General features: G+C 72.7%; 20 protein-coding genes and 1 rRNA gene. 17 read left to right on the top strand and 4 right to left on the bottom strand.

From position 1 onward, the window contains the following. The first annotated feature begins 139 nt into the window (after positions 1-139). From rrf to ACFVQZ_RS06095, 9 genes are all read left to right on the top strand, one after another. Positions 140-256: ribosomal RNA gene (rrf, locus tag ACFVQZ_RS06135) — 5S ribosomal RNA — on the top strand. Between the two features lie 79 nt (positions 257-335). Continuing rightward, positions 336-983 (top strand): HAD family hydrolase, encoded by a 648-nt coding sequence (locus tag ACFVQZ_RS06130; RefSeq protein ID WP_383619992.1) that lies wholly within the window; start codon positions 336-338, stop codon positions 981-983. A 43-nt stretch (positions 984-1,026) separates the two neighbouring features. Further along, positions 1,027-2,223: an MFS transporter gene (locus tag ACFVQZ_RS06125; RefSeq protein WP_383619991.1), complete on the top strand. Its 1,197-nt coding sequence runs from the start codon at positions 1,027-1,029 to the stop codon at positions 2,221-2,223. After that, on the top strand, positions 2,192-3,367 hold the full coding sequence (locus tag ACFVQZ_RS06120) for an acetoin utilization protein AcuC (protein ID WP_081959103.1): 1,176 nt from the start codon (positions 2,192-2,194) through the stop codon (positions 3,365-3,367). The genes ACFVQZ_RS06125 and ACFVQZ_RS06120 overlap by 32 nt, the downstream gene beginning before the upstream one ends. Positions 3,368-3,446: 79 nt before the next feature. Beyond that, positions 3,447-4,262, top strand: coding sequence for a phosphatase (locus tag ACFVQZ_RS06115; protein WP_383619989.1), 816 nt, complete (start codon positions 3,447-3,449; stop codon positions 4,260-4,262). A 129-nt stretch (positions 4,263-4,391) separates the two neighbouring features. After that, positions 4,392-4,601, top strand: a complete 210-nt coding sequence (locus ACFVQZ_RS06110; protein WP_030495139.1) for a helix-turn-helix domain-containing protein — start codon at positions 4,392-4,394, stop codon at positions 4,599-4,601. Positions 4,602-4,753: 152 nt separating this feature from the next. After that, positions 4,754-4,852, top strand: a complete 99-nt coding sequence (locus tag ACFVQZ_RS06105; RefSeq protein WP_003948845.1) for a 30S ribosomal protein bS22 — start codon at positions 4,754-4,756, stop codon at positions 4,850-4,852. A gap of 159 nt (positions 4,853-5,011) precedes the next feature. Continuing rightward, positions 5,012-6,073, top strand: a complete 1,062-nt coding sequence (locus ACFVQZ_RS06100) for an NAD-dependent epimerase/dehydratase family protein (RefSeq protein WP_036414971.1) — start codon at positions 5,012-5,014, stop codon at positions 6,071-6,073. Between the two features lie 9 nt (positions 6,074-6,082). Then, entirely contained in the window at positions 6,083-7,108 is a 1,026-nt protein-coding gene (locus tag ACFVQZ_RS06095) for a lysophospholipid acyltransferase family protein (protein ID WP_030495141.1), read from the top strand. A gap of 97 nt (positions 7,109-7,205) precedes the next feature. Here ACFVQZ_RS06095 and ACFVQZ_RS06090 read toward each other — a convergent pair whose 3' ends face one another. The 3 genes from ACFVQZ_RS06090 to ACFVQZ_RS06080 form a co-directional block, all read right to left on the bottom strand. Further along, a complete protein-coding gene (locus ACFVQZ_RS06090) occupies positions 7,206-8,480 on the bottom strand; it encodes a DUF5667 domain-containing protein (RefSeq protein ID WP_383619986.1) in 1,275 nt (424 codons plus the stop codon). Between the two features lie 380 nt (positions 8,481-8,860). Then, the gene (locus tag ACFVQZ_RS06085; protein WP_030495143.1) at positions 8,861-9,646 is read right to left on the bottom strand and encodes an ECF subfamily RNA polymerase sigma factor, BldN family; all 786 of its coding nucleotides are present in this window, start codon (positions 9,644-9,646) and stop codon (positions 8,861-8,863) included. Positions 9,647-10,065: 419 nt separating this feature from the next. Beyond that, positions 10,066-11,034 (bottom strand): HAD-IB family hydrolase, encoded by a 969-nt coding sequence (locus ACFVQZ_RS06080; protein ID WP_030495144.1) that lies wholly within the window; start codon positions 11,032-11,034, stop codon positions 10,066-10,068. Positions 11,035-11,126: 92 nt separating this feature from the next. On the opposite strand from ACFVQZ_RS06080, the gene ACFVQZ_RS06075 reads away from it, so the two are divergent. The 7 genes from ACFVQZ_RS06075 to ACFVQZ_RS06045 all read left to right on the top strand — a co-directional run bounded on the left by ACFVQZ_RS06075 (position 11,127) and on the right by ACFVQZ_RS06045 (position 18,056). Further along, positions 11,127-11,417: a glutaredoxin family protein gene (locus ACFVQZ_RS06075; protein WP_030495145.1), complete on the top strand. Its 291-nt coding sequence runs from the start codon at positions 11,127-11,129 to the stop codon at positions 11,415-11,417. 272 nt (positions 11,418-11,689) lie between these two features. Next, a complete protein-coding gene (locus tag ACFVQZ_RS06070; protein ID WP_030495146.1) occupies positions 11,690-12,478 on the top strand; it encodes a redox-sensing transcriptional repressor Rex in 789 nt (262 codons plus the stop codon). Beyond that, on the top strand, positions 12,475-13,830 hold the full coding sequence (locus ACFVQZ_RS06065; RefSeq protein ID WP_030495147.1) for a glutamyl-tRNA reductase: 1,356 nt from the start codon (positions 12,475-12,477) through the stop codon (positions 13,828-13,830). Before ACFVQZ_RS06070 ends, ACFVQZ_RS06065 begins: the two co-directional genes overlap by 4 nt. Beyond that, positions 13,827-14,813 (top strand): hydroxymethylbilane synthase, encoded by a 987-nt coding sequence (gene hemC, locus ACFVQZ_RS06060; protein ID WP_383619982.1) that lies wholly within the window; start codon positions 13,827-13,829, stop codon positions 14,811-14,813. Before ACFVQZ_RS06065 ends, hemC begins: the two co-directional genes overlap by 4 nt. Further along, positions 14,810-16,480 (top strand): bifunctional uroporphyrinogen-III C-methyltransferase/uroporphyrinogen-III synthase, encoded by a 1,671-nt coding sequence (locus ACFVQZ_RS06055; protein ID WP_051787907.1) that lies wholly within the window; start codon positions 14,810-14,812, stop codon positions 16,478-16,480. Before hemC ends, ACFVQZ_RS06055 begins: the two co-directional genes overlap by 4 nt. A 211-nt stretch (positions 16,481-16,691) precedes the next feature. Then, positions 16,692-17,696, top strand: a complete 1,005-nt coding sequence (hemB, locus tag ACFVQZ_RS06050) for a porphobilinogen synthase (RefSeq protein WP_030495150.1) — start codon at positions 16,692-16,694, stop codon at positions 17,694-17,696. An 87-nt stretch (positions 17,697-17,783) separates the two neighbouring features. Next, positions 17,784-18,056: a DUF1876 domain-containing protein gene (locus tag ACFVQZ_RS06045; protein WP_030495151.1), complete on the top strand. Its 273-nt coding sequence runs from the start codon at positions 17,784-17,786 to the stop codon at positions 18,054-18,056. 13 nt (positions 18,057-18,069) lie between these two features. On the opposite strand, the gene ACFVQZ_RS06040 is transcribed toward ACFVQZ_RS06045, so the two are convergent. Further along, positions 18,070-18,810: a DUF4232 domain-containing protein gene (locus ACFVQZ_RS06040; protein WP_383619979.1), complete on the bottom strand. Its 741-nt coding sequence runs from the start codon at positions 18,808-18,810 to the stop codon at positions 18,070-18,072. 275 nt (positions 18,811-19,085) lie between these two features. On the opposite strand from ACFVQZ_RS06040, the gene ACFVQZ_RS06035 reads away from it, so the two are divergent. Continuing rightward, the gene (locus ACFVQZ_RS06035; protein ID WP_383619977.1) at positions 19,086-20,246 is read left to right on the top strand and encodes a helix-turn-helix domain-containing protein; all 1,161 of its coding nucleotides are present in this window, start codon (positions 19,086-19,088) and stop codon (positions 20,244-20,246) included. Positions 20,247-20,266 lie beyond the last annotated feature (20 nt).

Genomic DNA, 20,266 nt, shown 5'->3' with positions numbered 1-20,266 from the left:
CGGATGTGGAAGCCCAGTAATGGGTGGAGCTGACCGGTACTAATAGGCCGAGGGCTTGTCCTCAGTTGCTCGCGTCCACTGTGTTAGTTCTGAAGTAACGAACTCGCCAAACTCCGGCTTGAGTTCAACTTCATAGTGTTTCGGTGGTCATAGCGTTAGGGAAACGCCCGGTTACATTCCGAACCCGGAAGCTAAGCCTTTCAGCGCCGATGGTACTGCAGGGGGGACCCTGTGGGAGAGTAGGACGCCGCCGAACAATTTTTAGCCTCAACCCCCGGACTTTGTCCGGGGGTTGAGGCATTTTTGCGTTCCGGGTCCGGAACTAGGCTGGGGTCATGCGCTACGACCTGGTCATCTTCGACAACGACGGCGTGCTCGTCGACAGCGAGCCCCTGTCCAACCGGTTGCTGGCCGGCTACCTCACCGAGCTCGGGCACCCCACCACGTACGAGGACTCGCTCCGCGACTACATGGGGGCCGCGCTGCACCGGGTGCACGACCTCGTGCTGGAGAGGAGCGGGCAGCGGCTGCCCGCGGACTTCGACGCCGTCTTCCACGGGCGGGTCTTCGCCGCCTTCCGGGAGGAGCTTCAGGCGGTGGACGGGGTAGTGGACGTGCTCAAGCAGCTGGTGGCGGACGGCGTTCCGTACTGTGTGGCCTCGTCCGGGAGCCATGAGCGGATCCGGGTCGGGCACCGGAAGACCGGGCTCGACGCCTGGTTCCCCGACGAGGTGGTCTTCAGCGCCGAGGACGTCGGGAAGGGGAAGCCGGCGCCGGACCTCTTCCTCCACGCCGCCGCGCGGATGGGCGTCGAGCCCGGAAGGTGCGTCGTCGTCGAGGACAGCCGGCTGGGCGTGCAGGCCGCGGTGGCCGCCGGCATGGACGTGTACGGGTTCACGGCGATGACGCCGCAGGAACGGCTGACCGGGGCGCGGGGGTTCTTCTCCCGCATGGACGAGCTGCCCGCGATTTTGGGTCGGTGATCCGTCTACCCCTCGGTAGGGGACGGGCCTACGCTGTGCCGCCATGACCGATGCGCGGCTGCGGCGGGGGCGATCCTCGCTGGCCTTCAGCTTTTTCGTGCAGGGCGTGACCTTCGCCCTGCTCGTGACCCGGATACCCGGGATCCAGGACCGGTACGGGATCTCCGACGGGCTGCTGCCGCTGTTCCTGGCCGCCGTGCCGATCCTCGCCGGCGTGGCCAGCGTCGTGACCGAGAAGCTGGTCGTCCGGGTGGCGCCGTCGGTGGTGCTGCGGTGGTCGCAGCCCGTCGTGCTGCTGGCGCTGCTGGCCGTGGGGGCGGGGGACGCGCTGTGGACGGCGGCCGTGGCGCTCGGCCTGTTCGGGCTGGCCGTCGGCGCGCTCGACGCGTCCATGAACATGCTGGGGGTGAGCCTCCAGCGGGCGTACGGCCGGAGCATCATGCTCGGGTTCCACGCCGCGTACAGCCTCGGCGGGATCGCCGGGGCCTCGCTGGCCTGGGTGGCGGCGCACGGGCAGCTGTCGCTGTTCTGGTCGTACCTGCCGGTGGTCGCGGTGCTGGCGCCGGCGGTGTTCGCCGGCAGCCGGTGGTACGTGGACGGCACGGCGGGCCCGGACGGGGGCGGGGCGGAGAAGGGCGGCGCGCTGTCGTTCCGGCTGCTGCTGCCGCTGTGCCTGGTGATGACGTTCGCGTACATCGGGGACTCGACGGTCTCCAACTGGTCGGCGAAGTACCTCCAGGACCTCCTCGGCGGTTCGGAGGCGGCGGCGACCGTGCCGTACAACGCGTACATGGTGACGACGCTGCTCGGGCGGGCCGTGGGCGACCTGGGGGTGCGGCACTTCGGGGCGGCGGTGGTCGTGCGGGCCGGGGCGGTGCTGGCGGCGTGCGGGTTCGCGCTGGTCGCGGTGGCGACCAGCCCGTGGGTCGGGATCGCGGCGTTCACGGTGCTGGGGCTCGGGCTGAGCGTGATCGTGCCGCAGACCTTCGCGGCGGCGGGCCGGCTCTTCCCCGGGCGGAGCGACGCCGCCGTCGCGCGGCTCAACGTCTTCAACTACGTCGGTTTCCTCGTCGGCTCGCCGCTCGTCGGGGCGCTCGGGGACGCGTGGAGCTATCGCGGGGCGATGCTGGTGCCGATGGTCCTCGTCCTCGTCACGGTGGCGTATGCCACGTCGTTCGGGGCGCGGGAGGCCCGATACGGTGGCGGGCATGAGCGGCCGCGCACTGTTGATGTGGGATGAAGCTGTCACGGGGTACGACTTCGGGCCCCAGCACCCGATGGATCCGGTGCGGCTCGCGCTGACCATGGGGCTGGTGCGGGCCTTCGGGCTCGACCGGGCCGTGGACGTGGTCGCGGCCAAGCCGGCCGGGGACTCGACGCTGCGGCTCGTGCACCGCGAGGACTACGTGGCGGCCGTGAAGGCGGCGTCGGCCGATCCGCGCCGCGCCGACCAGGCGTACGGGCTCGGGACCGTCGACGATCCGGCGTTCGCGGGGATGCACGAGGTGTCCGCGCTGATCGCCGGGCAGTCGGTGGCGGCGGCGGAGGCCGTCTGGCGGGGCGAGGCCGCGCACGCGGTGAACTTCGCCGGCGGGCTGCACCACGCGATGCCGGGCGGCGCGGCCGGTTTCTGCATCTACAACGACGCCTCGCTCGCCATCGCCCGGCTGCTCGAACTCGGCGTGGAGCGGGTTGCGTACGTGGACGTGGACGTCCACCACGGGGACGGGGTGCAGGCGGCGTTCTGGGAGGACCCGCGGGTCCTGACGGTGTCGCTGCACGAGCACCCGCGGACGCTGTTCCCGCAGACCGGATGGCCGGAGGAGACCGGGGCGGCCGGGGCCGGCGAGGGCGGCGCGGTGAACGTGGCGCTGCCGGCCGGGACCGGCGACGCGGGCTGGCTGCGGGCCTTCCACGCGGTCGTGCCCGAACTCCTCGCCGACTTCCGGCCGCAGGTCCTCGTCACCCAGCACGGCGCCGACACCCACTTCGACGACCCGCTCGCGCACCTGGCGGTGTCGCTGGACGCGCAGCGGGCCGTGCAGGAGGCGTGCCACGAGCTGGCGCACGCGTACGCGGACGGGCGGTGGGTGGCGCTCGGCGGCGGCGGATACGCGGTGGTCGACGTCGTACCGCGGTCGTGGACGCACCTGGTGGGGATCGCGGCGCACGCGCCCGTGGCGCCGGAGACGGTGATCCCGTCGTCGTGGCGGGACGAGGTGTACGCGCGGACCCGGCAGCTGGGGCCCGGGCGGATGACCGACGGGCGGTGGCCGGTGGACTTCCGGGAGTGGGCGGAGGGGTACGACCCGGCGGACCGGCTGGACCAGGCGGTGCTGGCGACCCGGAAGGCGGCGTTCCCGCTGCGGGGGCTGCTCGCCTGACGGCTTGCTGTTACGCCAACGGTGCGGCGTGCAGCGGATTCTGACGTTCCGGCAGGTGTGATCCGGCAGCATCGGGAGGGTGTTGAGTACCGGGGCGCTGCGGGCGCATCTGTTGGCGGCGGGGTTGGCGGGGACGGTGGCGACGTCGCGGGAGGAGAGCCTGCGCAGTTACCGGCTCTTCGCCGCGCGGGACCCGCGGGTGACGCTGGGTCTGGTGCCGGCCGGGGAGTGGGGCGAGGCCGAACTGCTGCGGCTGATGGCCGAGAAGTGCGGGGTGTCGGGGGATCCGGCGCACCGCTCCGGGCCGGACGTGATCGATCCGGAGCGGACGCTGCGGCGGCTGGACGCGTTCGCGGAGCGGCTCGCCGCGGCGGCGGCGCGGCGGGCGCCGGTGCTGTTCGGGACGGGGCATCCGCACCGGCTGCTCGGTTTCTACGCCGCTCTCGCAGACGCTCTGTCGGCGGCGGGATGTGACGTTCTCACCCCCGCGCAGGGGCGATGTGTCGACATGACGACCCGGTTCGGTCTACGTACGTACGGCATCGACTACGTAGCGGGTGTCGCGTTCGTACGGGAGGCGGGGCAGCCGGAGGGCGGGCGCGAGCCGGGGGCGCACTCGCATTCGGCGCTGCCCGTGCGGGCCGTGCTGGAGACCGCCGCGGAGTCCGGCGGGCCGCTTCCCGAGCTGGTCGTGGGGGACCACGGCTGGGTCTGCGGTGCTGGTCAGCTGGGTATCGAGGCCATCGGGCCGGCCGACACGGACGATCCGGCGCTGTTCGTGGGGGAGGCCGAGGGGCAGGTGGCGGTGGCCGTCCCGCTGGATGACGGGGTGCCCTCGGCGTACTACCGTCCCCTCACGCGCTATGTACTCAATCGAGCGTGTCTGTCACGGTAAACGGCCGATAGGGGCTCCTCTTCCCCACTCGTACCACCCGCCCCTAGTCTGATCCGTGAGCGTTCGACGACGAAGAGTCACCGGAGGGGAAGCCGGTGGGCGTCGCGGCGGAAGGTACAGGTGGGTGTCATGGCTGCTGGCGATCGGCCTCTCAACGAGGTCAAGTTCCTGACCGTGGCGGAAGTCGCCGCGGTGATGCGCGTCTCGAAGATGACCGTGTACCGCTTGGTGCACAGCGGTCATCTGCCGGCGATCCGGGTGGGCCGGTCCTTCCGGGTCCCGGAGCAGGCGGTTCACGCGTACCTGAGGGAGTCGTACGTGGGGGTGGGGACCGCGTAACGGACGCGCGGCCGACCTGCGGCCGAACGGCGGGTGAGCCGCGTCCGGCCCTCGGATTACTCGTGTGGTGCGAGGAGCGGTAGGCTGACCCCTCGTAGGTCGTGTGGGCCCAGACGCCCCGCACCAGTGAGTAGAAGTGAGCGAGGGTAGTCGTGGGCTCTGTTATCAAGAAGCGGCGCAAGCGGATGGCCAAGAAGAAGCACCGCAAGCTGCTCAAGCGCACGCGCGTTCAGCGTCGCAACAAGAAGTAAGCAGGTGCGGCGGTCGCGCGAGCGGCCGTCGTGCGTGACAAGGCGTGGCCCCTCACCGTCCTCGGTGGGGGGCCACGTCGTCATGGCGCCGAAACCCGCAGGCGCTACGGTGGCGGCAACGCGAAGACGCCAGGGACGTTCGGACGGAAGGCGCTGATCTTGGGCAGGGTCGTGCTCGTCACCGGTGCCGCCCGGCATCTGGGGGGCCGTTTCGTGCGGCGGATCCAGCGGGACCCGGAGGTGGAGCGGGTGGTGGCCGTGGACACGGTCGAGCCCGGGCATCCGCTGGGGGACGCCGAGTTCGTGCGGGCGGACATCCGCCGGCCGGCCATCGCGAAGGTGCTCGCGGAGCACGAGGTGGACACGGTGGTGCACCTCGCCGTGACGGGGACGGCGCTGGGCGCGGGCGGCCGGACGGCGCTCAAGGAGACCAACGTCATCGGCACCATGCAGCTCCTGGGCGCCTGCCAGAAGTCGCCGCGGGTCGGGCGGCTCGTGGTGAAGTCCAGTACGAACGTGTACGGCTCGGCGCCGCGCGATCCGGCGGTCTTCACCGAGACGACGCCGGCGAAGTCGCTGCCGAGCGGCGGTTTCGCGAAGGACGCGGTCGAGGTCGAGGGGTACGTGCGGGGCTTCGCCCGGCGGCGGCCGGACGTGGCGGTGTGCGTGCTGCGGTTCGCGAACATCCTGGGGCCGCGGGTGGAGTCCCCGCTGACCGAGTACCTGTCGCTGCCGGTGATGCCGACGGTCCTGGGATACGACCCGCGGCTGCAGTTCGTCCACGAGGACGACGTGGTCGACGTGCTGCGGCTGGCGGCGCAGGAGCCGCGCCGGGGGTCCCTGAACAGCGGGACGTTCAACGTGGCGGGCGACGGGGTGCTGCTGCTGTCGCAGTGCGCGCGGCGGCTGGGGCGGCCCACGGTGCCGGTGCTGCTGCCGGCGGTGACGTGGGTGGGGTCGGCGCTGCGGACGGTGGGCCTGACGGACTTCGCGCCCGAGCAGATCCGGCTCCTCACGCACGGGCGGGTCGTGTCGACCGTGCAGATGCGGGAGGTGCTGGGGTTCCGGCCGCGGTACTCGACGGCCGAGGCGTTCGCGGACTTCGCGGCGAGCCGGGGGCCGGGCCTCCTGCCGCCGGAGCGGCTGGCGGGGGCGGTGGACCGGCTGGCGGCCCGGGTCGCCCCGGACGCGGACCCGGTCCCTTCCCACGACGGTGCCTGAGGAGCAGTGATGGCGGACGCCAAGGTCATTCCCTTCGACGACGACCGGTCGCGGGCCCGGCGGCGGCCGGCCCGGCCCGAGGAGCCGTCCGCGGCCGGGGCCGGTCCCGCGGCGGTGCGGGCGCTGCCGGGTGCGGCGGTGGAGCCGGAGGCGCCCGAGGCGCCGGACGGGTCCGCGGAGCCCGCCCGGGAGGCGGCGGGGTGGGAGCGGCGGCTCGCGAGCGGGCTGGCGTTCCTGCGGCGGCGGGTGACGGGGGAGTACGAGGTCGACGAGTTCGGTTACGACGCCGAGCTGACGGACCAGGTGCTGATGTCGCTGCTGCGCCCGTTGTACGAGAAGTACTTCCGGGTGGAGGTGAAGGGCGTCGAGAACATCCCGGAGAAGGGCGGGGCGCTGATCGTCGCCAACCATTCCGGGACGCTGCCGCTGGACGGGCTGATGATGCAGGTGGCGGTGCACGACCACCATCCGGCGGGGCGGCATCTGCGGCTGCTGGCGGCGGACCTGGTCTTCGTGCTGCCGGTCGTCAACGAGCTGGCGCGGAAGGCGGGGCACACGCTGGCGTGCGCGGAGGACGCGGAGCGGCTGCTGCGGGCGGGTGAGGTCGTCGGGGTGATGCCGGAGGGCTTCAAGGGGATCGGGAAGCCGTTTTCGGAGCGGTACAAGCTGCAGCGGTTCGGGCGGGGTGGTTTCGTCTCGACGGCGCTGCGGGCGGGGGTGCCGATCGTGCCGTGCTCGATCGTGGGCGCGGAGGAGATATACCCGATGATCGGGAACGTGAAGACGTTGGCGCGGTTGCTGGGGCTGCCGTACGTGCCGGTGACGCCGACGTTTCCGTGGCTGGGGCCGCTGGGGATGCTGCCGCTGCCGACGAAGTGGACGATCCAGTTCGGGGAGCCGATCCCGACGGACGGGTATCCGCCGGAGGCGGCGGAGGACCCGATGCTGATGTTCAACCTGACGGATCAGGTGCGGGAGCAGATCCAGCACACGCTGTACAAGCTGCTGGTGCAGCGGAGGTCGGTGTTCTTCTAGCTTCTTGCCGTGGTGTTCTTCCCGCGGGTCTTCCCGCGGCTGTCGCGGGCATGGAAGAAGGGGCGCCCCCCGTCCGTGGGGGCGCCCCTTCTTCTTGTCAGCGAGCGTCCTCGCTGTCGATGCCGAGGCCCGGAAGGAGGCCCGGCAGGAGTGGCGGGATGGTGACGTCCGGGGGCTTGGGGGTGGTCTGGCTGTCCTCCGGGGCGGTGGGGGTGCCCGTGGGGGAGGACGGCAGGAGGCCGCCGGTGTCGCCGCCGAGGAGTCCGTCGTTCTCGGGGGTGGTGGTGCCGGTCGCGGCGCCCGGGCTCGGGGTGGTGCCGGTGCCGTGGTCCGTGTCGACGCCGCCCCGGCCGGTGTCCTGGGTGGTGCCGGAGGGGCGGGGGGTGCCGGCCGGGGTGCCGCCGTTCTGGGTGGGGGCGTCGCGGGTGGCCGGGGGCCGCTGGGTGTCCGCGCCCTGCTGGTGCTGCGGGGCGCTGGGGCTGCTGCTGGAGCCGCCGGGGTCGACCGCGCCCGTCTCGGGGGTGCGGGGCAGCATCGACTGGAGCGGCTCGACCTCCTGGTGTATGGCGTCGAAGACGCCGGTGACCTCTTCGCCGACGTCGGCGAGCTGGACGGGGAGGCGGCCGCGGAGGCCGTTCCAGGTGTCGCGGTGGGCCTGGGCGAAGGAGTTCAGCCGGGCGATCGGGGCGATCTCGCCGTCCCGGTCGTACGCCTGGCGGAGCAGCCGGTGGCCTTCCTCGGCGTCGTGCTTCATGCCGCCGAGGACGCGGCGGATCTCGGTGAGGGACTCGTGGTCGAGCTCGCCGGAGCGGGTGCGCTCCATGAGCCGGCGGGCCTCGCTGAGCCGGGTGGACGCCTGGTCGAGGTAGATGCCTCCGCGGTCGGCGTCGTCGTCGGCCATGCCGAGCTTGAGGTCCTCCATGCCCCGCTTGAGTCCGTAGAGCGAGTCACCGGGGAGGGCGTCGGAGCTGGCGGCGGCGACGCCGCCGAAGGCTCCGGCCGCGACGCCGACGGTCAGGCCGCCGGCGGCGAGCCCCTTGCTCCAGCGGGACCGGGGGCGGAGTTTCCGCAGGGGGGAGGCCCGGTGGGCGCCCCTCGTGGTCCGCTGTTCCGGGACGGTAGGGCCCGCGGCGGCCGTCCCCTGGGCGAACATCGCCTCCATGGCGGCGACGAGCTGGGCTCGCTGCACCACCTTGACCTCGGGGTCGAGCTCCGGCTTCGGCAGTTCGCCGAGACCGCTCGCCAAGGCCAACAGCCGTCCCTGGTCGCCCGTGTCGGCCGTGGGGTCGGGCCGGTCGGCCTCGCCCTCGGGCGTCCGGTCCTCCAGGGCCTGGGCGAAGGCGTTCGCCCGCCGGTGCACGTTCGCGATCACTGGCGGCACCTCCTCTCGTCATGACGGTCGACTCCCCCAGGGGTCCGGAAGGTTGCCCGGCTTGAGCAGATCCACACGAACGAGTGAGTGTCTGCGGGCAGGGCGTGACCACAGGGAGCCTGCATTTCGCACAACGAGCGGCGCGGCACTTGGGTTACGCGCGAAAGATGATCGGACCAGTGCGTCATCGATGCGTCACCAACTGTGATGTGGGACGGGCAGTGGTGGCGTGGGGGGAGGTCTGCGGGTGAAGTACGCGTGAGGGGGACAAGTGGCTTCACGGGGTCGGGGACGGGACCTGGGGAGGGGACGAGAGGGGTGGGAGGGGGGAGAGGGATGAGAAGACGAGGGGTGGCGGCGGTCGGCGGCCCGCTGGGGGACTAGCGGGCGTCTTCCGGGAGGAGCCGGGCGAGGGTGCGGACGGCCCGGTACTGGAGGGTCTTGATGGCGCCCTCGTTCTTCCCCATGACCCGCGCGGTCTCGGCGACCGACAGGCCCTGGAGGAAGCGGAGGGTCACGCACTCCTGCTGCTGGGGGTTGAGCCGGCGGACGGCGTCGAGGAGCGCGGCGTTGGAGAGGGACTCGAGGACGGAGTCCTCCGGGCTGCGCTCGACCTCGTTGGCGTCGAGCATCTCGCCGGTGGTGACCTCCAGCCGGAAGCGGCTGGACTTGAAGTGGTCGGCGACCAGGTTGCGGGCGATGGTGACGAGCCAGGCGCCGAAGTCGCGGCCCTGCCAGGTGAAGGTGGAGATCCGGCGCAGGGCGCGCAGGAACGTCTCGCTGGTGAGGTCCTCCGCCGTCGCCTTCCCGCCGACGCGGTAGTAGATGTAGCGGTAGACGGTGTCGCTGTACTGGTCGTACAGCCTGCCGAACGCCTCGGCCTCGCCGGCCTGGGCGCGTTCCACCAGGTCCATCATGCGGGCGCTGTCGCTGTCGGCGGTGGGGCGTCGGGCGGTGGCCGGGTTCGCGGCACCCCCGCGCGCGCCCCGTCTGCCGACGGCGGCACCGCCGTCGGCCAGGGCATAGCAGGGGCCGGCGGGTGCCGGTGCGGCGAAGGCGAAGGCAGGACCGGCGTACGCGGTGGGGACGAAGCCACGCAAGTGGTCGAGGACCGTTGCGCGCAGCGTAGCCAGGCCCGAGGCGTCAACCCCGACGTGTGGGTACACGGGACTCCCAGAGGCAGAGCTTCCATCACGTGCAGTGCGGATCCGTTCACTCGTCGTGGCGACGGGAGGGTTCCGCTGTGCGTCTGAGGAGAATAACGCTTCGTACAGGCAGCGCTACACCCAGTTGCCTAAATCACCGATTACGTCGCTTCAGTTATAGGTTGCGGGCGCATCAAGTCGCAGTTGGTGACCGGTTATTGATCGATTGGCTTCCGAGCGTGACTGCGTCGGCGTTGCGTTGTGCTCATGTGCGGGCGAGGGGAGTGATCCCGGCCGGTCCTGGGTAAGGGCGCGGGAATGCCCGGGAGTTCCGGGGCGCGCGACTGTTCGACCACGGACGGGTGAGTCCCCCTGGTCCGTGGTTGTCGCAGATGATCGCAGCCGAAACGTATCGGCAGAGACGGCGTCGGCCGGGCGGTTCAGCGGCGCCGGCGGTGCAGCGCGACCGCGGCGGCCGTGCCGCCCGCGACGGCGCCGAGGCCCGCGGCGGCCGGGATGCCGATCTTCGCCGCCTTGCGGCCGGTCCGGTAGTCGCGCAGCCGCCAGTCGCGGTCCCGGGCGTGCCGGCGCAGCTTGGTGTCCGGGTTGATCGCGTACGGGTGGCCGACGAGCGAGAGCATCGGGATGTCGTTGTGCGAGTCGCTGTACGCGGCGCAGCGGGCGAGGTCCAGGTCCTCGGCGGCGGCCAGCGCCCGTACCGCCTCGGCCTTGGCCGGGCCGTGCAGCAGCTCGCCGACCAGCCGGCCGGTGTAGACGCCGTCCACCGACTCGGCGACGGTGCCGAGGGCGCCGGTGAGGCCGAGGCGGCGGGCGATGATCGTGGCCGTCTCGACCGGGGCGGCCGTCACCAGCCAGACCTTCTGGCCGGCGTCGAGGTGGGCCTGGGCCAGGGCGCGGGTGCCCGGCCAGATCCGGTCGGCCATGTACTCGTCGTAGATCTCCTCGCCGATCGACATCAGTTCGGAGACGCGGTGGCCCTTGACGATGGAGAGCGCGCTGTCGCGGGCCTCCTGCATGTGGGCCGGGTCCTCGACGCCGGCCAGCCGGAACCAGATCTGCGCCCAGGCGAAGCGGGCCAGCTCGCGGCGCTGGAAGAACTTCCGCTTGTACAGGCCGCGGCCGAAGTGGAAGATCGCGGCGCCCTGCATCACGGTGTTGTCGAGGTCGAAGAAGGCGGCCGCGCGCACGTCGCCGACGACGGGGAACTCCGCTTCCTCCGGCGCGGTTTCGGCGGCCTTCGCCGCTTCGAGGGCGGCTGCCTCCGCCTCCCTCTCCTGTTCCAGCTGGAGCGAGGTCTTGCGGGCCGCCTCGGCGGCGGCCTCGCCTGCCAGGACGCTGCGCGCGGTGGCGGAGCGCCTACGGGGGGTGAGCCATCCCAGAGCGGCCATGCTTGGAGCATAGCCAGTCTGTTCGGTCCTTCCCGACTTGTGGGGATGCCGTCGTGTGAACAGTGCGGGTCCCCGCCGTGGCGGGGCGGACAATGGGCGGCATGTTCGGACGTACGAAGAAGAAGGACGCGGTCCGGGATCCGGCCGCGCGGACCGTGACGCTGATCGGGAAGCCGGGGTGCCACCTCTGCGACGACGCCCGGGCGGTGATCGAGGCCGTCTGCGCCGAGACCGGGGCGCGCTGGGAGGAGCGGGACATCCTCCAGGACGAGGCGCTGTACCGGGAGTACTGGGAGCAGATTCCGGTCGTCCTGGTCGACGGCGAGCAGCACACGTTCTGGCGGGTGGACGCCGACCGGCTCCGGCGCGAACTGGGTGCGTGACCGAAAGCCGGTTACCATCGTGGACGTTTTGTTGGCATTCGGGGGCCACGTCGTGAGGAGTGTGTACGGCTTTGCCCCCTTCGGGATCTCAACGCGTCGCGCCCCGCGGCAGTTCCACGACGGCGAGAACCAGCCGCGTGACCCCGGTCACTTTGGGCAGACAAAACGGACACCATCTTTGTGCACGCGTTCACAAAGACATAGCCTGCATTCGACGGGGCGGTCCTGGGACGCATGGCCGCCTGCAGCCCCGCTCATCCCGCAGGAGCACCGTGGCAACTGGCCGAACTCACCGACCGGCGACCCGTAGCCGAGGAATCCCCGAGGCCACCGTCGCCCGCCTTCCGCTGTATCTGCGCGCCCTGACCGCGCTGTCGGAGCGCTCCGTACCCACGGTCTCCTCGGAGGAGCTCGCGGCCGCGGCCGGCGTCAACTCCGCGAAGCTGCGCAAGGACTTCAGCTACCTCGGCTCGTACGGCACCCGCGGTGTCGGCTACGACGTCGAGTACCTCGTCTACCAGATCTCCCGCGAGCTCGGCCTGACCCAGGACTGGCCCGTCGTGATCGTCGGCATCGGCAACCTCGGCGCCGCGCTCGCCGGTTACGGCGGTTTCGCCTCCCGCGGCTTCCGCGTGGCCGCGCTCATCGACGCCGACCCCGCGATGACCGGCAGGCCGGTCGCCGGGATCCCCGTCCAGCACAGCGACGACCTGGAGAAGATCATCGCCGAGGACGGCGTCTCCATCGGCGTCATCGCGACCCCGGCGGGCGTCGCCCAGCAGGTCTGCGACCGCCTCGTCGCGGCCGGCGTCACCTCCATCCTCAACTTCGCCCCGACCGTGCTCTCCGTGCCGGACGGCGTCGACGTGCGCAAGGTGGACCTCTCCATCGAGCTCCAGATCCTCGCCTTCCACGAGCAGCGGAAGGCCGGCGAGGAGCCCGGCGACGACTCCGCCGCCCCGGCCGCCGCGCCCGTGGTGCCGCAGGCCGCGACCCGTACCACCGCCGAGAGCGGCCGCAAGGGACCCGACGGGGACGTCCCCGCGGTGATGCCGGCATGAGCCTCCTCGTCGTCGGGCTGAGCCACCGCAGCGCCCCCGTCTCCATCCTGGAGCGGGCCTCGCTGCCCTCGGACACCCAGGCCAAGCTCCTCCAGGACACCCTCGCCGCCGAACCGGCCGCCGAGGCCACCGTCCTCGCCACCTGCAACCGCATCGAGCTCTACGCCGACGTGGACAAGTTCCACGCCGGGGTCGCCGAGCTGTCCACGCTCCTCGCCCAGCACAGCGGCGTCGGCCTGGAGGAGCTCACCCCGTACCTCTACGTGCACTACGAGGACCGGGCCGTCCACCACCTCTTCTCGGTGGCCTGCGGCCTGGACTCCATGGTCGTCGGCGAGGGCCAGATCCTCGGCCAGATCAAGGACGCCCTCGCCCTCGGCCAGGACCTGCACACCGCGGGACGGCTCCTCAACGACCTCTTCCAGCAGGCCCTGCGGGTCGGCAAGCGCGCCCACAGCGAGACCGGCATCGACCGGGCCGGGCAGTCGCTCGTCACCTTCGGCCTGGAGCAGCTCGCCCAGGACACCCCCGTCGAGGACTGGGCGCGCGGCAAGAGGGCCCTGGTCATCGGCGCCGGCTCCATGTCGTCGCTGGCCGCCGCGACCCTCGCCCGGGCCGGCGTCGCCGAGATCGTCATCGCCAACCGCACCCTCGCCCGCGCCGAGCGGCTCGCCGAGATCCTCCGCGAGCCCGGGGGCACGGGCGTGGCCGCGCGCGCGGCCGAGATGGTTGCCGTCGGCGACGAACTCGGCCGGGCGGACGTCGTCGTCTCCTGCACCGGCGCCACCGGGCTCGTCCTCGGCGGCGACGCGATCGAGGCCGCCGCCGCGGGCCGCGACGACACCCTGTACCTGCTCGACCTCGCCATGCCCCGCGACATCGACGCCGCCGCCCACCGGATCCCCGGCGTCCGGCTCGTCGACATCGAGTCGCTGGCCGACGCCTCCGCCGACGCCCCGATGGCCAACGACGTCGACCAGGTCCGCGGCATCGTCTCCGACGAGGTCGCCGCCTTCGGCGCCGCCCAGCGCGCCGCCCACATCACCCCCACCGTGGTCGCCCTGCGCACCATGGCCGCCGACGTGGTGGCCAGCGAGGTCGCCCGCCTCGAAGGCCGCCTCCCCGGCCTCGACGAGAAGCAGCGCGCCGAGATCACCCAGACCGTGCGCCGCGTCGTCGACAAGCTCCTGCACGCGCCGACCGTGCGGGTCAAGCAGCTCGCCAGCGAGCCCGGCGGCGCCGGGTACGCGGACGCGCTGCGGACACTCTTCGACCTCGACCCGGAGACGGTGGCGTCCGTCTCCAGGGCCGACCTGAATGACGCCGACGTCAAGAACCGAGGGCGAGTATGACCGAGAGGGCACTGAGGCTCGGGACCAGGCGCAGCAAGCTCGCCATGGCCCAGTCCGGGCACGTGGCCGACGCCGTCCGGCAGGCGACCGGCCGGCCCGTCGAGCTCGTGGAGATCACCACGTACGGGGACACCTCCCGTGAGCACCTCGCGCAGATCGGCGGCACCGGCGTCTTCGTCGCCGCGCTGCGCGACGCGCTGCTCGACGGCGAGGTCGACTTCGCCGTGCACTCCCTGAAGGACCTGCCGACGGCCCAGCACCCCCAGCTGGTGCTGGCCGCGATCCCGCGCCGCGAGGACCCGCGCGACGTCCTCATCGCCGGCGGCGGCCTGTCGCTCGACCGGCTGCCCGCGGGCGCCCGCGTCGGCACCGGCTCGCCACGCCGCATGGCCCAGCTGCACGCGTACGCCCGCAGCCACGGCCTCGACCTGACCTGCGTGCCGATCCGCGGCAACGTCGACACCCGCGTCGGCTACGTCCGCAAGGGCGAGCTCGACGCCGTCGTCCTCGCCGCGGCCGGACTCAACCGCATCGGCGGCACCGAGGAGCTCCTCGACGGCCTGTCGGCCCAGCCGCTGCCGGTCGACTCCGTGCTGCCCGCCCCCGGCCAGGGTGCCCTGGCCGTCGAATGCCTGGCGTCGAACACCGACCTCGTCGCCGCGCTCTCCGCTCTCGACGACCCGCGCACGCGGGCCGCCGTGACCGCCGAGCGATCCCTGCTCGCCGCCCTGGAGGCCGGCTGCAGCGCGCCCGTGGGCGCGCTCGCCGACATCCTCGCCGACGGCCCCGGTCACGGGCAGGTTGTCACCGAAATGCGCCTGCGCGGCGTCGTCGGCACCACCGACGGTTCCACGCTGGTGCAGCTGTCCACCACCGGCCCCGTGCCCACCTCGCACGACGAGGCGGCGGCGCTCGGACGCGAACTCGCGGCCGAGATGCTCGCCAAGGGCGCGGCCGGTCTTATGGGGGAGCGAGCACTTTGAACCCCACCAGCCCGACCACCAGCCCCGTGTCCCCCGTCTTCGCGGGCCACGGCCACGTCACCTTCCTCGGCGCAGGCCCGGGCGACCCCGGGCTCCTGACCCTCAGGGCCGTCGAGGCCCTGGCCGGAGCGGACGTCCTGATCGCCGAGCCGGAGGTCCTCGACGTCGTCCGCGGGCATGCGCGCGCGGGGGTGAGCACGCCTGAGCTGACGGTTGTTGACGAGGCGTCAACAGCCGCCGGTGTCCCCGTGTTGAGGGATGCGGCCAATCTTGTCATGGAGGCCGCGCGCGGCGGCAGGCGGGTCGTCCGTGCGGTGACCGGCGACCCCGGCCTCGACGGGAACGCCGGCGCCGAGATGCTCGCCTGCGCCGCCGAGGGCATCCCCTTCGAGGTGGTGCCGGGCGTCGCCAACGCGGTCGGCGTCCCCGCGTACGCCGGTGTGCCGCTCCGCGACGAGCAGGGCACCGACGTCCGCTTCGTCGACGCGCGGACCGCCGACGACCGGTGCTGGGCCGAGGTCGGCGCCTCCGACGGCACCGTCGTCGTCTCCACCTCGCTCGACGCGGTCGCCGCGGCGGCCGGTGAACTGGTGGCGGCGGGCCGTAAGCCGGACACCCCGCTCACCGTCACCATCGCCGGCACGACCACCCGCCAGCGGACCTGGACCGCGACCCTCGGGACGATCGCCCAGGTCTTCAAGCAGGGCAAGGTGCTGCCGTCGCCCGAGGGCCACCGGCCGGTGATAGCCGTGGTCGGCGAGCGCAGCGCCCCGGCGCAGCGGGACCAGCTCTCCTGGTTCGAGTCCAAGCCGCTCTTCGGCTGGCGGGTCCTCGTGCCGCGCACCAAGGAGCAGGCCGCGTCGCTCTCCGACCAGCTGCGCTCCTACGGCGCCGTGCCGCACGAGGTGCCGACCATCGCGGTCGAGCCGCCGCGGACCCCGCAGCAGATGGAGCGGGCCGTGAAGGGCCTCGTCACCGGCCGGTACGAGTGGATCGCCTTCACCTCGGTGAACGCGGTCAAGGCCGTCCGCGAGAAGTTCGAGGAGTACGGGCTCGACGCCCGCGCCTTCGCCGGTATCAAGGTCGCCGCGGTGGGCGAGCAGACGGCCGCCGCGCTGGTCGACTTCGGCGTGAAGCCGGACCTCGTGCCGAGCGGCGAGCAGTCCGCGGCGGGGCTGCTGGAGGACTGGCCGCCGTACGACCCGGTCTTCGACCCGATCGACCGCGTCTTCCTGCCGCGCGCCGACATCGCGACCGAGACGCTGGTCGCGGGGCTCATCGAGCTCGGCTGGGAGGTCGACGACGTCACCGCCTACCGGACCGTGCGCGCGTCGCCGCCGCCGGCGGACACCCGCGAGGCGATCAAGGGCGGCGGCTTCGACGCGGTGCTGTTCACGTCGTCGTCCACCGTGCGGAACCTCGTCGGCATCGCCGGCAAGCCGCACAACGTGACCGTCATCGCCTGCATCGGCCCGGCCACCGCCAAGACGGCCGAGGAGCACGGGCTGCGGGTCGACGTGCTGTCGCCCGAGCCGTCCGTCCACAAGCTGGCGGAGGCGCTGGCGGAGTTCGGCATCCGGCGGCGCGAGGCGGCGCTGGAGGCGGGCGACCCCGTGACGCGGCCCAGCGAGCGGCGCCCGGGCGCGCGGCGGCGACGGACGACGTGACGCGGTCGCAGGTGTAGTGGTCTGTACGCGGCGCCCCCGGCGCGGGTCCCCCTGAGGGGGCCGGCGGCGGGGGCGTCGGCGTTTCGGCGTGGGGGGCGGATGGGTGCGTCGGCGTGGGGGCGTTTCGGGGCGTCGGTGGCGGGCCGGCGGGCCGGCGGACGGCAACAGGGTGTCGGTAAGTGCGGGGTCGGGGCGGGCGTAGATTCGTGGGATGAACTCGTATGGAAGCTTTCCGGGGGCCCGTCCACGACGGCTGCGGACGACGCCCGCCATGCGCCGGATGGTGGCGGAGACCCGTCTCTCCCCGGCCGACCTGATCCTGCCCGCCTTCGTGCGCGAGGGCGTCACCGAGCCCGTGCCGATCGGCGCGATGCCCGGCGTCGTCCAGCACACCCGGGACACGCTGCGCCGCGCCGCCGTCGAGGCGCTGGAGGCGGGAGTCTCCGGGATCATGCTCTTCGGCGTGCCGGAGGAGGCCAAGAAGGACGGCCTCGGCACCGCCGGGACGGACCCGGACGGCATCCTCCAGGTCGCCATCCGGGACGTGAAGGCCGAGGTCGGCGACGAGCTCGTCATCATGTCGGACCTGTGCCTCGACGAGTTCACCGACCACGGCCACTGCGGCGTCCTCGACGAGCACGGCCGGGTCGACAACGACGCCACCCTGGAGCGGTACGCCGAGATGGCGCAGGTCCAGGCCGACGCCGGCGTCCACGTCGTCGGCCCCTCCGGGATGATGGACGGCCAGGTCGGCGTCGTCCGGGACGCCCTGGACACCATCGGCAAGGAGGACGTGGCGATCCTCGCGTACACCGCGAAGTACTCCTCCGCCTTCTACGGCCCCTTCCGCGAGGCCGTCGGCTCCTCCCTCAAGGGCGACCGCAAGACCTACCAGCAGGACCCCGCCAACCTCCGCGAGTCGCTGCGCGAGCTGGCCCTGGACCTGGAGGAGGGCGCGGACATGGTGATGGTGAAGCCCGCCGGCCCGTACCTGGACGTGCTCGCGAAGGTCGCCGAGTCCGTGGACGTGCCCGTGGCCGCTTACCAGATCAGCGGCGAGTACGCGATGGTCGAGGCCGCCGCGGAGAAGGGCTGGATCGACCGCGAGAAGGCGATCCTGGAGACCCTGACCGGCATCCGCCGGGCCGGCGCCGGGATGATCCTCACCTACTGGGCCACCGAGGCCGCCCGGATGATCTCCGCCGGGAGCCGCTGACCCGGAACGCACGGGTCGCCGCCGCCCACGGCCCGGCGCACTCTGGAGGGGTAGCCGACAGGTACCTCGGTGGAGGTGATCCTCATGATGCACACGCTGGTCGGATGGCACGTGGAGATGGAGTTCAAGGAGGAGGGCGACCGGACGCGGGCCGCGGCGATGGTCCGGCTCACCGACGGGACCGAGTTCCGGGCCCACGGCACCGCGAACCGGCACCCCTCCGATCCGGAGCAGCTCAGGGTCGGCGAGGAGATCGCCGGGGCCCGCGCCCTGATGGACCTGGCCTCCCAGCTGCTCCAGAAGGCGCACACGGAGATCGACGAGGCGTCCGGGCGGACGTCGTACCCGATCAACCGGTAGGCGGCCGGAGTCCTCAGTACTGGAGGGCGTCCTCGAACTCCCGCTGCCAGTACGAGACGGCGGCGCCGTCGTCCACGTACGTGCCCTCCGGCGCCGCCACCGTCACCATGCTGTCCGGGGTCAGGTTCACCTTGATCGTGCGGACGGTCGTGCCGTGGGTGTCCCCGCCCGGCTCCCCGGTCAGGATCAGGGACGCGTAGGCCGACTCCCCGGGGGCCAGCGTCACCACGGCCTGCGGCTTGCTCTCCTCGACGATCCTGATCGGCGCCTGGCTGTGGTCGAAGCCGACCAGGGGCGCCCCGGCGGCGTTGCAACTGCGGGCGCCGGTGTTGGTGACGGTCAGGGCGAGGTGGTTGAGGGGGCGGCTGACCTTGCTCGCGACGACCTTCACGCCGGCGGCGGTGCAGGGGCGGAGGGGGGTGTTTTCGTCCTGGGCGTTTCCGTTCGGTGCCTTCCCGTCCTGTGCCTTTCCGTCCTGGGCCTTCTCGGGTGACTTCTGGGAGGGGGTGGCCGGCGGGGCGGTGGTCACCGGGGGCTTGGTGGCTGCCGGGGTAGCGGGGGTGGCGGTGGTGGCGCCCGGGGCGGTCGTCTGAGGGGCGGTGGGCGTGGACGGGGCCGTGGACGGGGCCGTGGGTGTCGGCGTCGTGGTGGGTGCGGCCGCCGTTTTCTCGCCGGACGACTGGCAGGCCGTCAGGGCGAGGGTCGCGGCGAGGGCGGCGGCGGGCAGGGCGAGGCGGCGGGCGGTCGTACGCATGCGGGTTCCCCCGTAAGTGTTCGGTCGGTTCGGTCGGTCAGTGGCCGTCGAGCAGGGTGATCACGATCGCGGTGCAGATGACCAGGACCGTCACTGCCACGGCGTCGATGACGCGGCTGTTCGGCATGGCTCCATGCTGCGAGCCGGTGTGACCCGCTGTCGATCGACGCGGCACAATGAGGAACGCTGGAACGCTTCCACCCCCGCTGACCTGGGGAGACGCACCTTGCCCGGAACGCGTTCCTGGGACGCCGACGGGTACGGGGGAGCGACGGATGGACACCGTGGACCGGTTCGCGGGACTGCTGAAGGGGCTCAAGGAGCGGTCGGGGCTGAGCTACGGCTCGCTCGCCAAGCAGCTCCACGTCAGCACCTCCACCCTCCACCGGTACTGCAACGGCGACGCCGTCCCGACCGACTTCGCCCCCGTGGAACGGCTCGGGCGGCTGTGCGGGGCCACCCGCGACGAGCTCGTCGCGCTCCACCGCGCGTGGATCGTCGCCGACGAGACCCGCGGGCGGGGCGGCGACTCGGCCGCCACCGATTCAGCCGATTCAGCCGATTCCGTGGAGCCCGCCGAGCCCGCCGAGCCCGCCGAGCCCGCCGGCGAAGCCGCCGGATCCGCTGCGTCCGCCGAGTCCGTCGAGCCCGTCGTCGTGGCGGTGGACCCCGCCGGGGGCGGTGCCGCGCCCGCCCGGAGGCGGTGGGTCAGCGGTCTCGCCGCCGTCGCGGTCGTCGCGCTCGCCGTGCCGGGTGCCTACCTGGTGGCGCGGGACGGGGAGAAGGAGCCGCGCGGGGCCTCGGGCGCGACGGCGGAGCCCGCCCCGCTGAACGCCGGCATCAGCTCGTACAACTGGGCCCAGCCCTGCGGCCAGTACTACGTCCTCGACCAGAAGCCGCAGCACGTGCCGCCGCCGCCCCCGCCCCAGGACACCCGCCCGTGGGCGCGCGCGCTCGGCGGCGTCGACGGCGGGCACATGCAGCTCCAGCTCACCGTCACCGGACGCACCCGGGAACCGGTCGTGCTGTCGCGGCTCAGCGTGCGGGTCGTCGAGCGCGACCGGCCGCCGGCCCGGGACGCGTACTCCATGGGCGACGGCTGCGGCAGCGGGGTCACCCCGCAGACCTTCGACGTGGACCTCGACGCGCCCCGGCCGTACGTGAAGGCCGTCGCCGGGCAGGACGGCGACCGGGTCGTGCCGGCGAAGGACTTCCCGTACAAGGTCGCCACCGGGGACCCGCAGGTCCTCAACCTCGACGTGCACACCGAGGAGCACGTCGTCGCCTGGTACCTGGAGCTGGAGTGGAGCACCGGCGACAGGAAGGGGACGGTACGCGTCGACGACGGCGGGCAGCCGTTCCGTACGCAGGCCATCGAGGGCCGTACCGTCTACGGCTACTGGCCCGACAAGGGCGAGTGGGTCGCACAGCCGTAGACCCACCCGCCCCGGCGGCG

This window comes from Streptomyces sp. NPDC057854 (assembly GCF_042797055.1).
In the GTDB taxonomy this organism is placed as follows: domain Bacteria; phylum Actinomycetota; class Actinomycetes; order Streptomycetales; family Streptomycetaceae; genus Streptomyces.
This window is presented reverse-complemented; position numbering and strand designations above follow the sequence as displayed.

What these genes read in the sequence shown, in the direction of transcription:
- ACFVQZ_RS06130 (WP_383619992.1), top strand. Translation starts at nt 336, where the DNA reads ATGCGCTACGACCTGGTCATCTTCGACAACGACGGCGTGCTCGTCGAC.
- ACFVQZ_RS06125 (WP_383619991.1), top strand. Translation starts at nt 1,027, where the DNA reads ATGACCGATGCGCGGCTGCGGCGGGGGCGATCCTCGCTGGCCTTCAGC.
- ACFVQZ_RS06120 (WP_081959103.1), top strand. Translation starts at nt 2,192, where the DNA reads ATGAGCGGCCGCGCACTGTTGATGTGGGATGAAGCTGTCACGGGGTAC.
- ACFVQZ_RS06110 (WP_030495139.1), top strand. Translation starts at nt 4,392, where the DNA reads ATGGCTGCTGGCGATCGGCCTCTCAACGAGGTCAAGTTCCTGACCGTG.
- ACFVQZ_RS06095 (WP_030495141.1), top strand. Translation starts at nt 6,083, where the DNA reads ATGGCGGACGCCAAGGTCATTCCCTTCGACGACGACCGGTCGCGGGCC.
- ACFVQZ_RS06080 (WP_030495144.1), bottom strand. Translation starts at nt 11,034, where the DNA reads ATGGCCGCTCTGGGATGGCTCACCCCCCGTAGGCGCTCCGCCACCGCG.
- ACFVQZ_RS06075 (WP_030495145.1), top strand. Translation starts at nt 11,127, where the DNA reads ATGGGCGGCATGTTCGGACGTACGAAGAAGAAGGACGCGGTCCGGGAT.
- ACFVQZ_RS06065 (WP_030495147.1), top strand. Translation starts at nt 12,475, where the DNA reads ATGAGCCTCCTCGTCGTCGGGCTGAGCCACCGCAGCGCCCCCGTCTCC.
- hemC (WP_383619982.1), top strand. Translation starts at nt 13,827, where the DNA reads ATGACCGAGAGGGCACTGAGGCTCGGGACCAGGCGCAGCAAGCTCGCC.
- hemB (WP_030495150.1), top strand. Translation starts at nt 16,692, where the DNA reads ATGAACTCGTATGGAAGCTTTCCGGGGGCCCGTCCACGACGGCTGCGG.
- ACFVQZ_RS06045 (WP_030495151.1), top strand. Translation starts at nt 17,784, where the DNA reads ATGCACACGCTGGTCGGATGGCACGTGGAGATGGAGTTCAAGGAGGAG.
- ACFVQZ_RS06040 (WP_383619979.1), bottom strand. Translation starts at nt 18,810, where the DNA reads ATGCGTACGACCGCCCGCCGCCTCGCCCTGCCCGCCGCCGCCCTCGCC.
- ACFVQZ_RS06035 (WP_383619977.1), top strand. Translation starts at nt 19,086, where the DNA reads ATGGACACCGTGGACCGGTTCGCGGGACTGCTGAAGGGGCTCAAGGAG.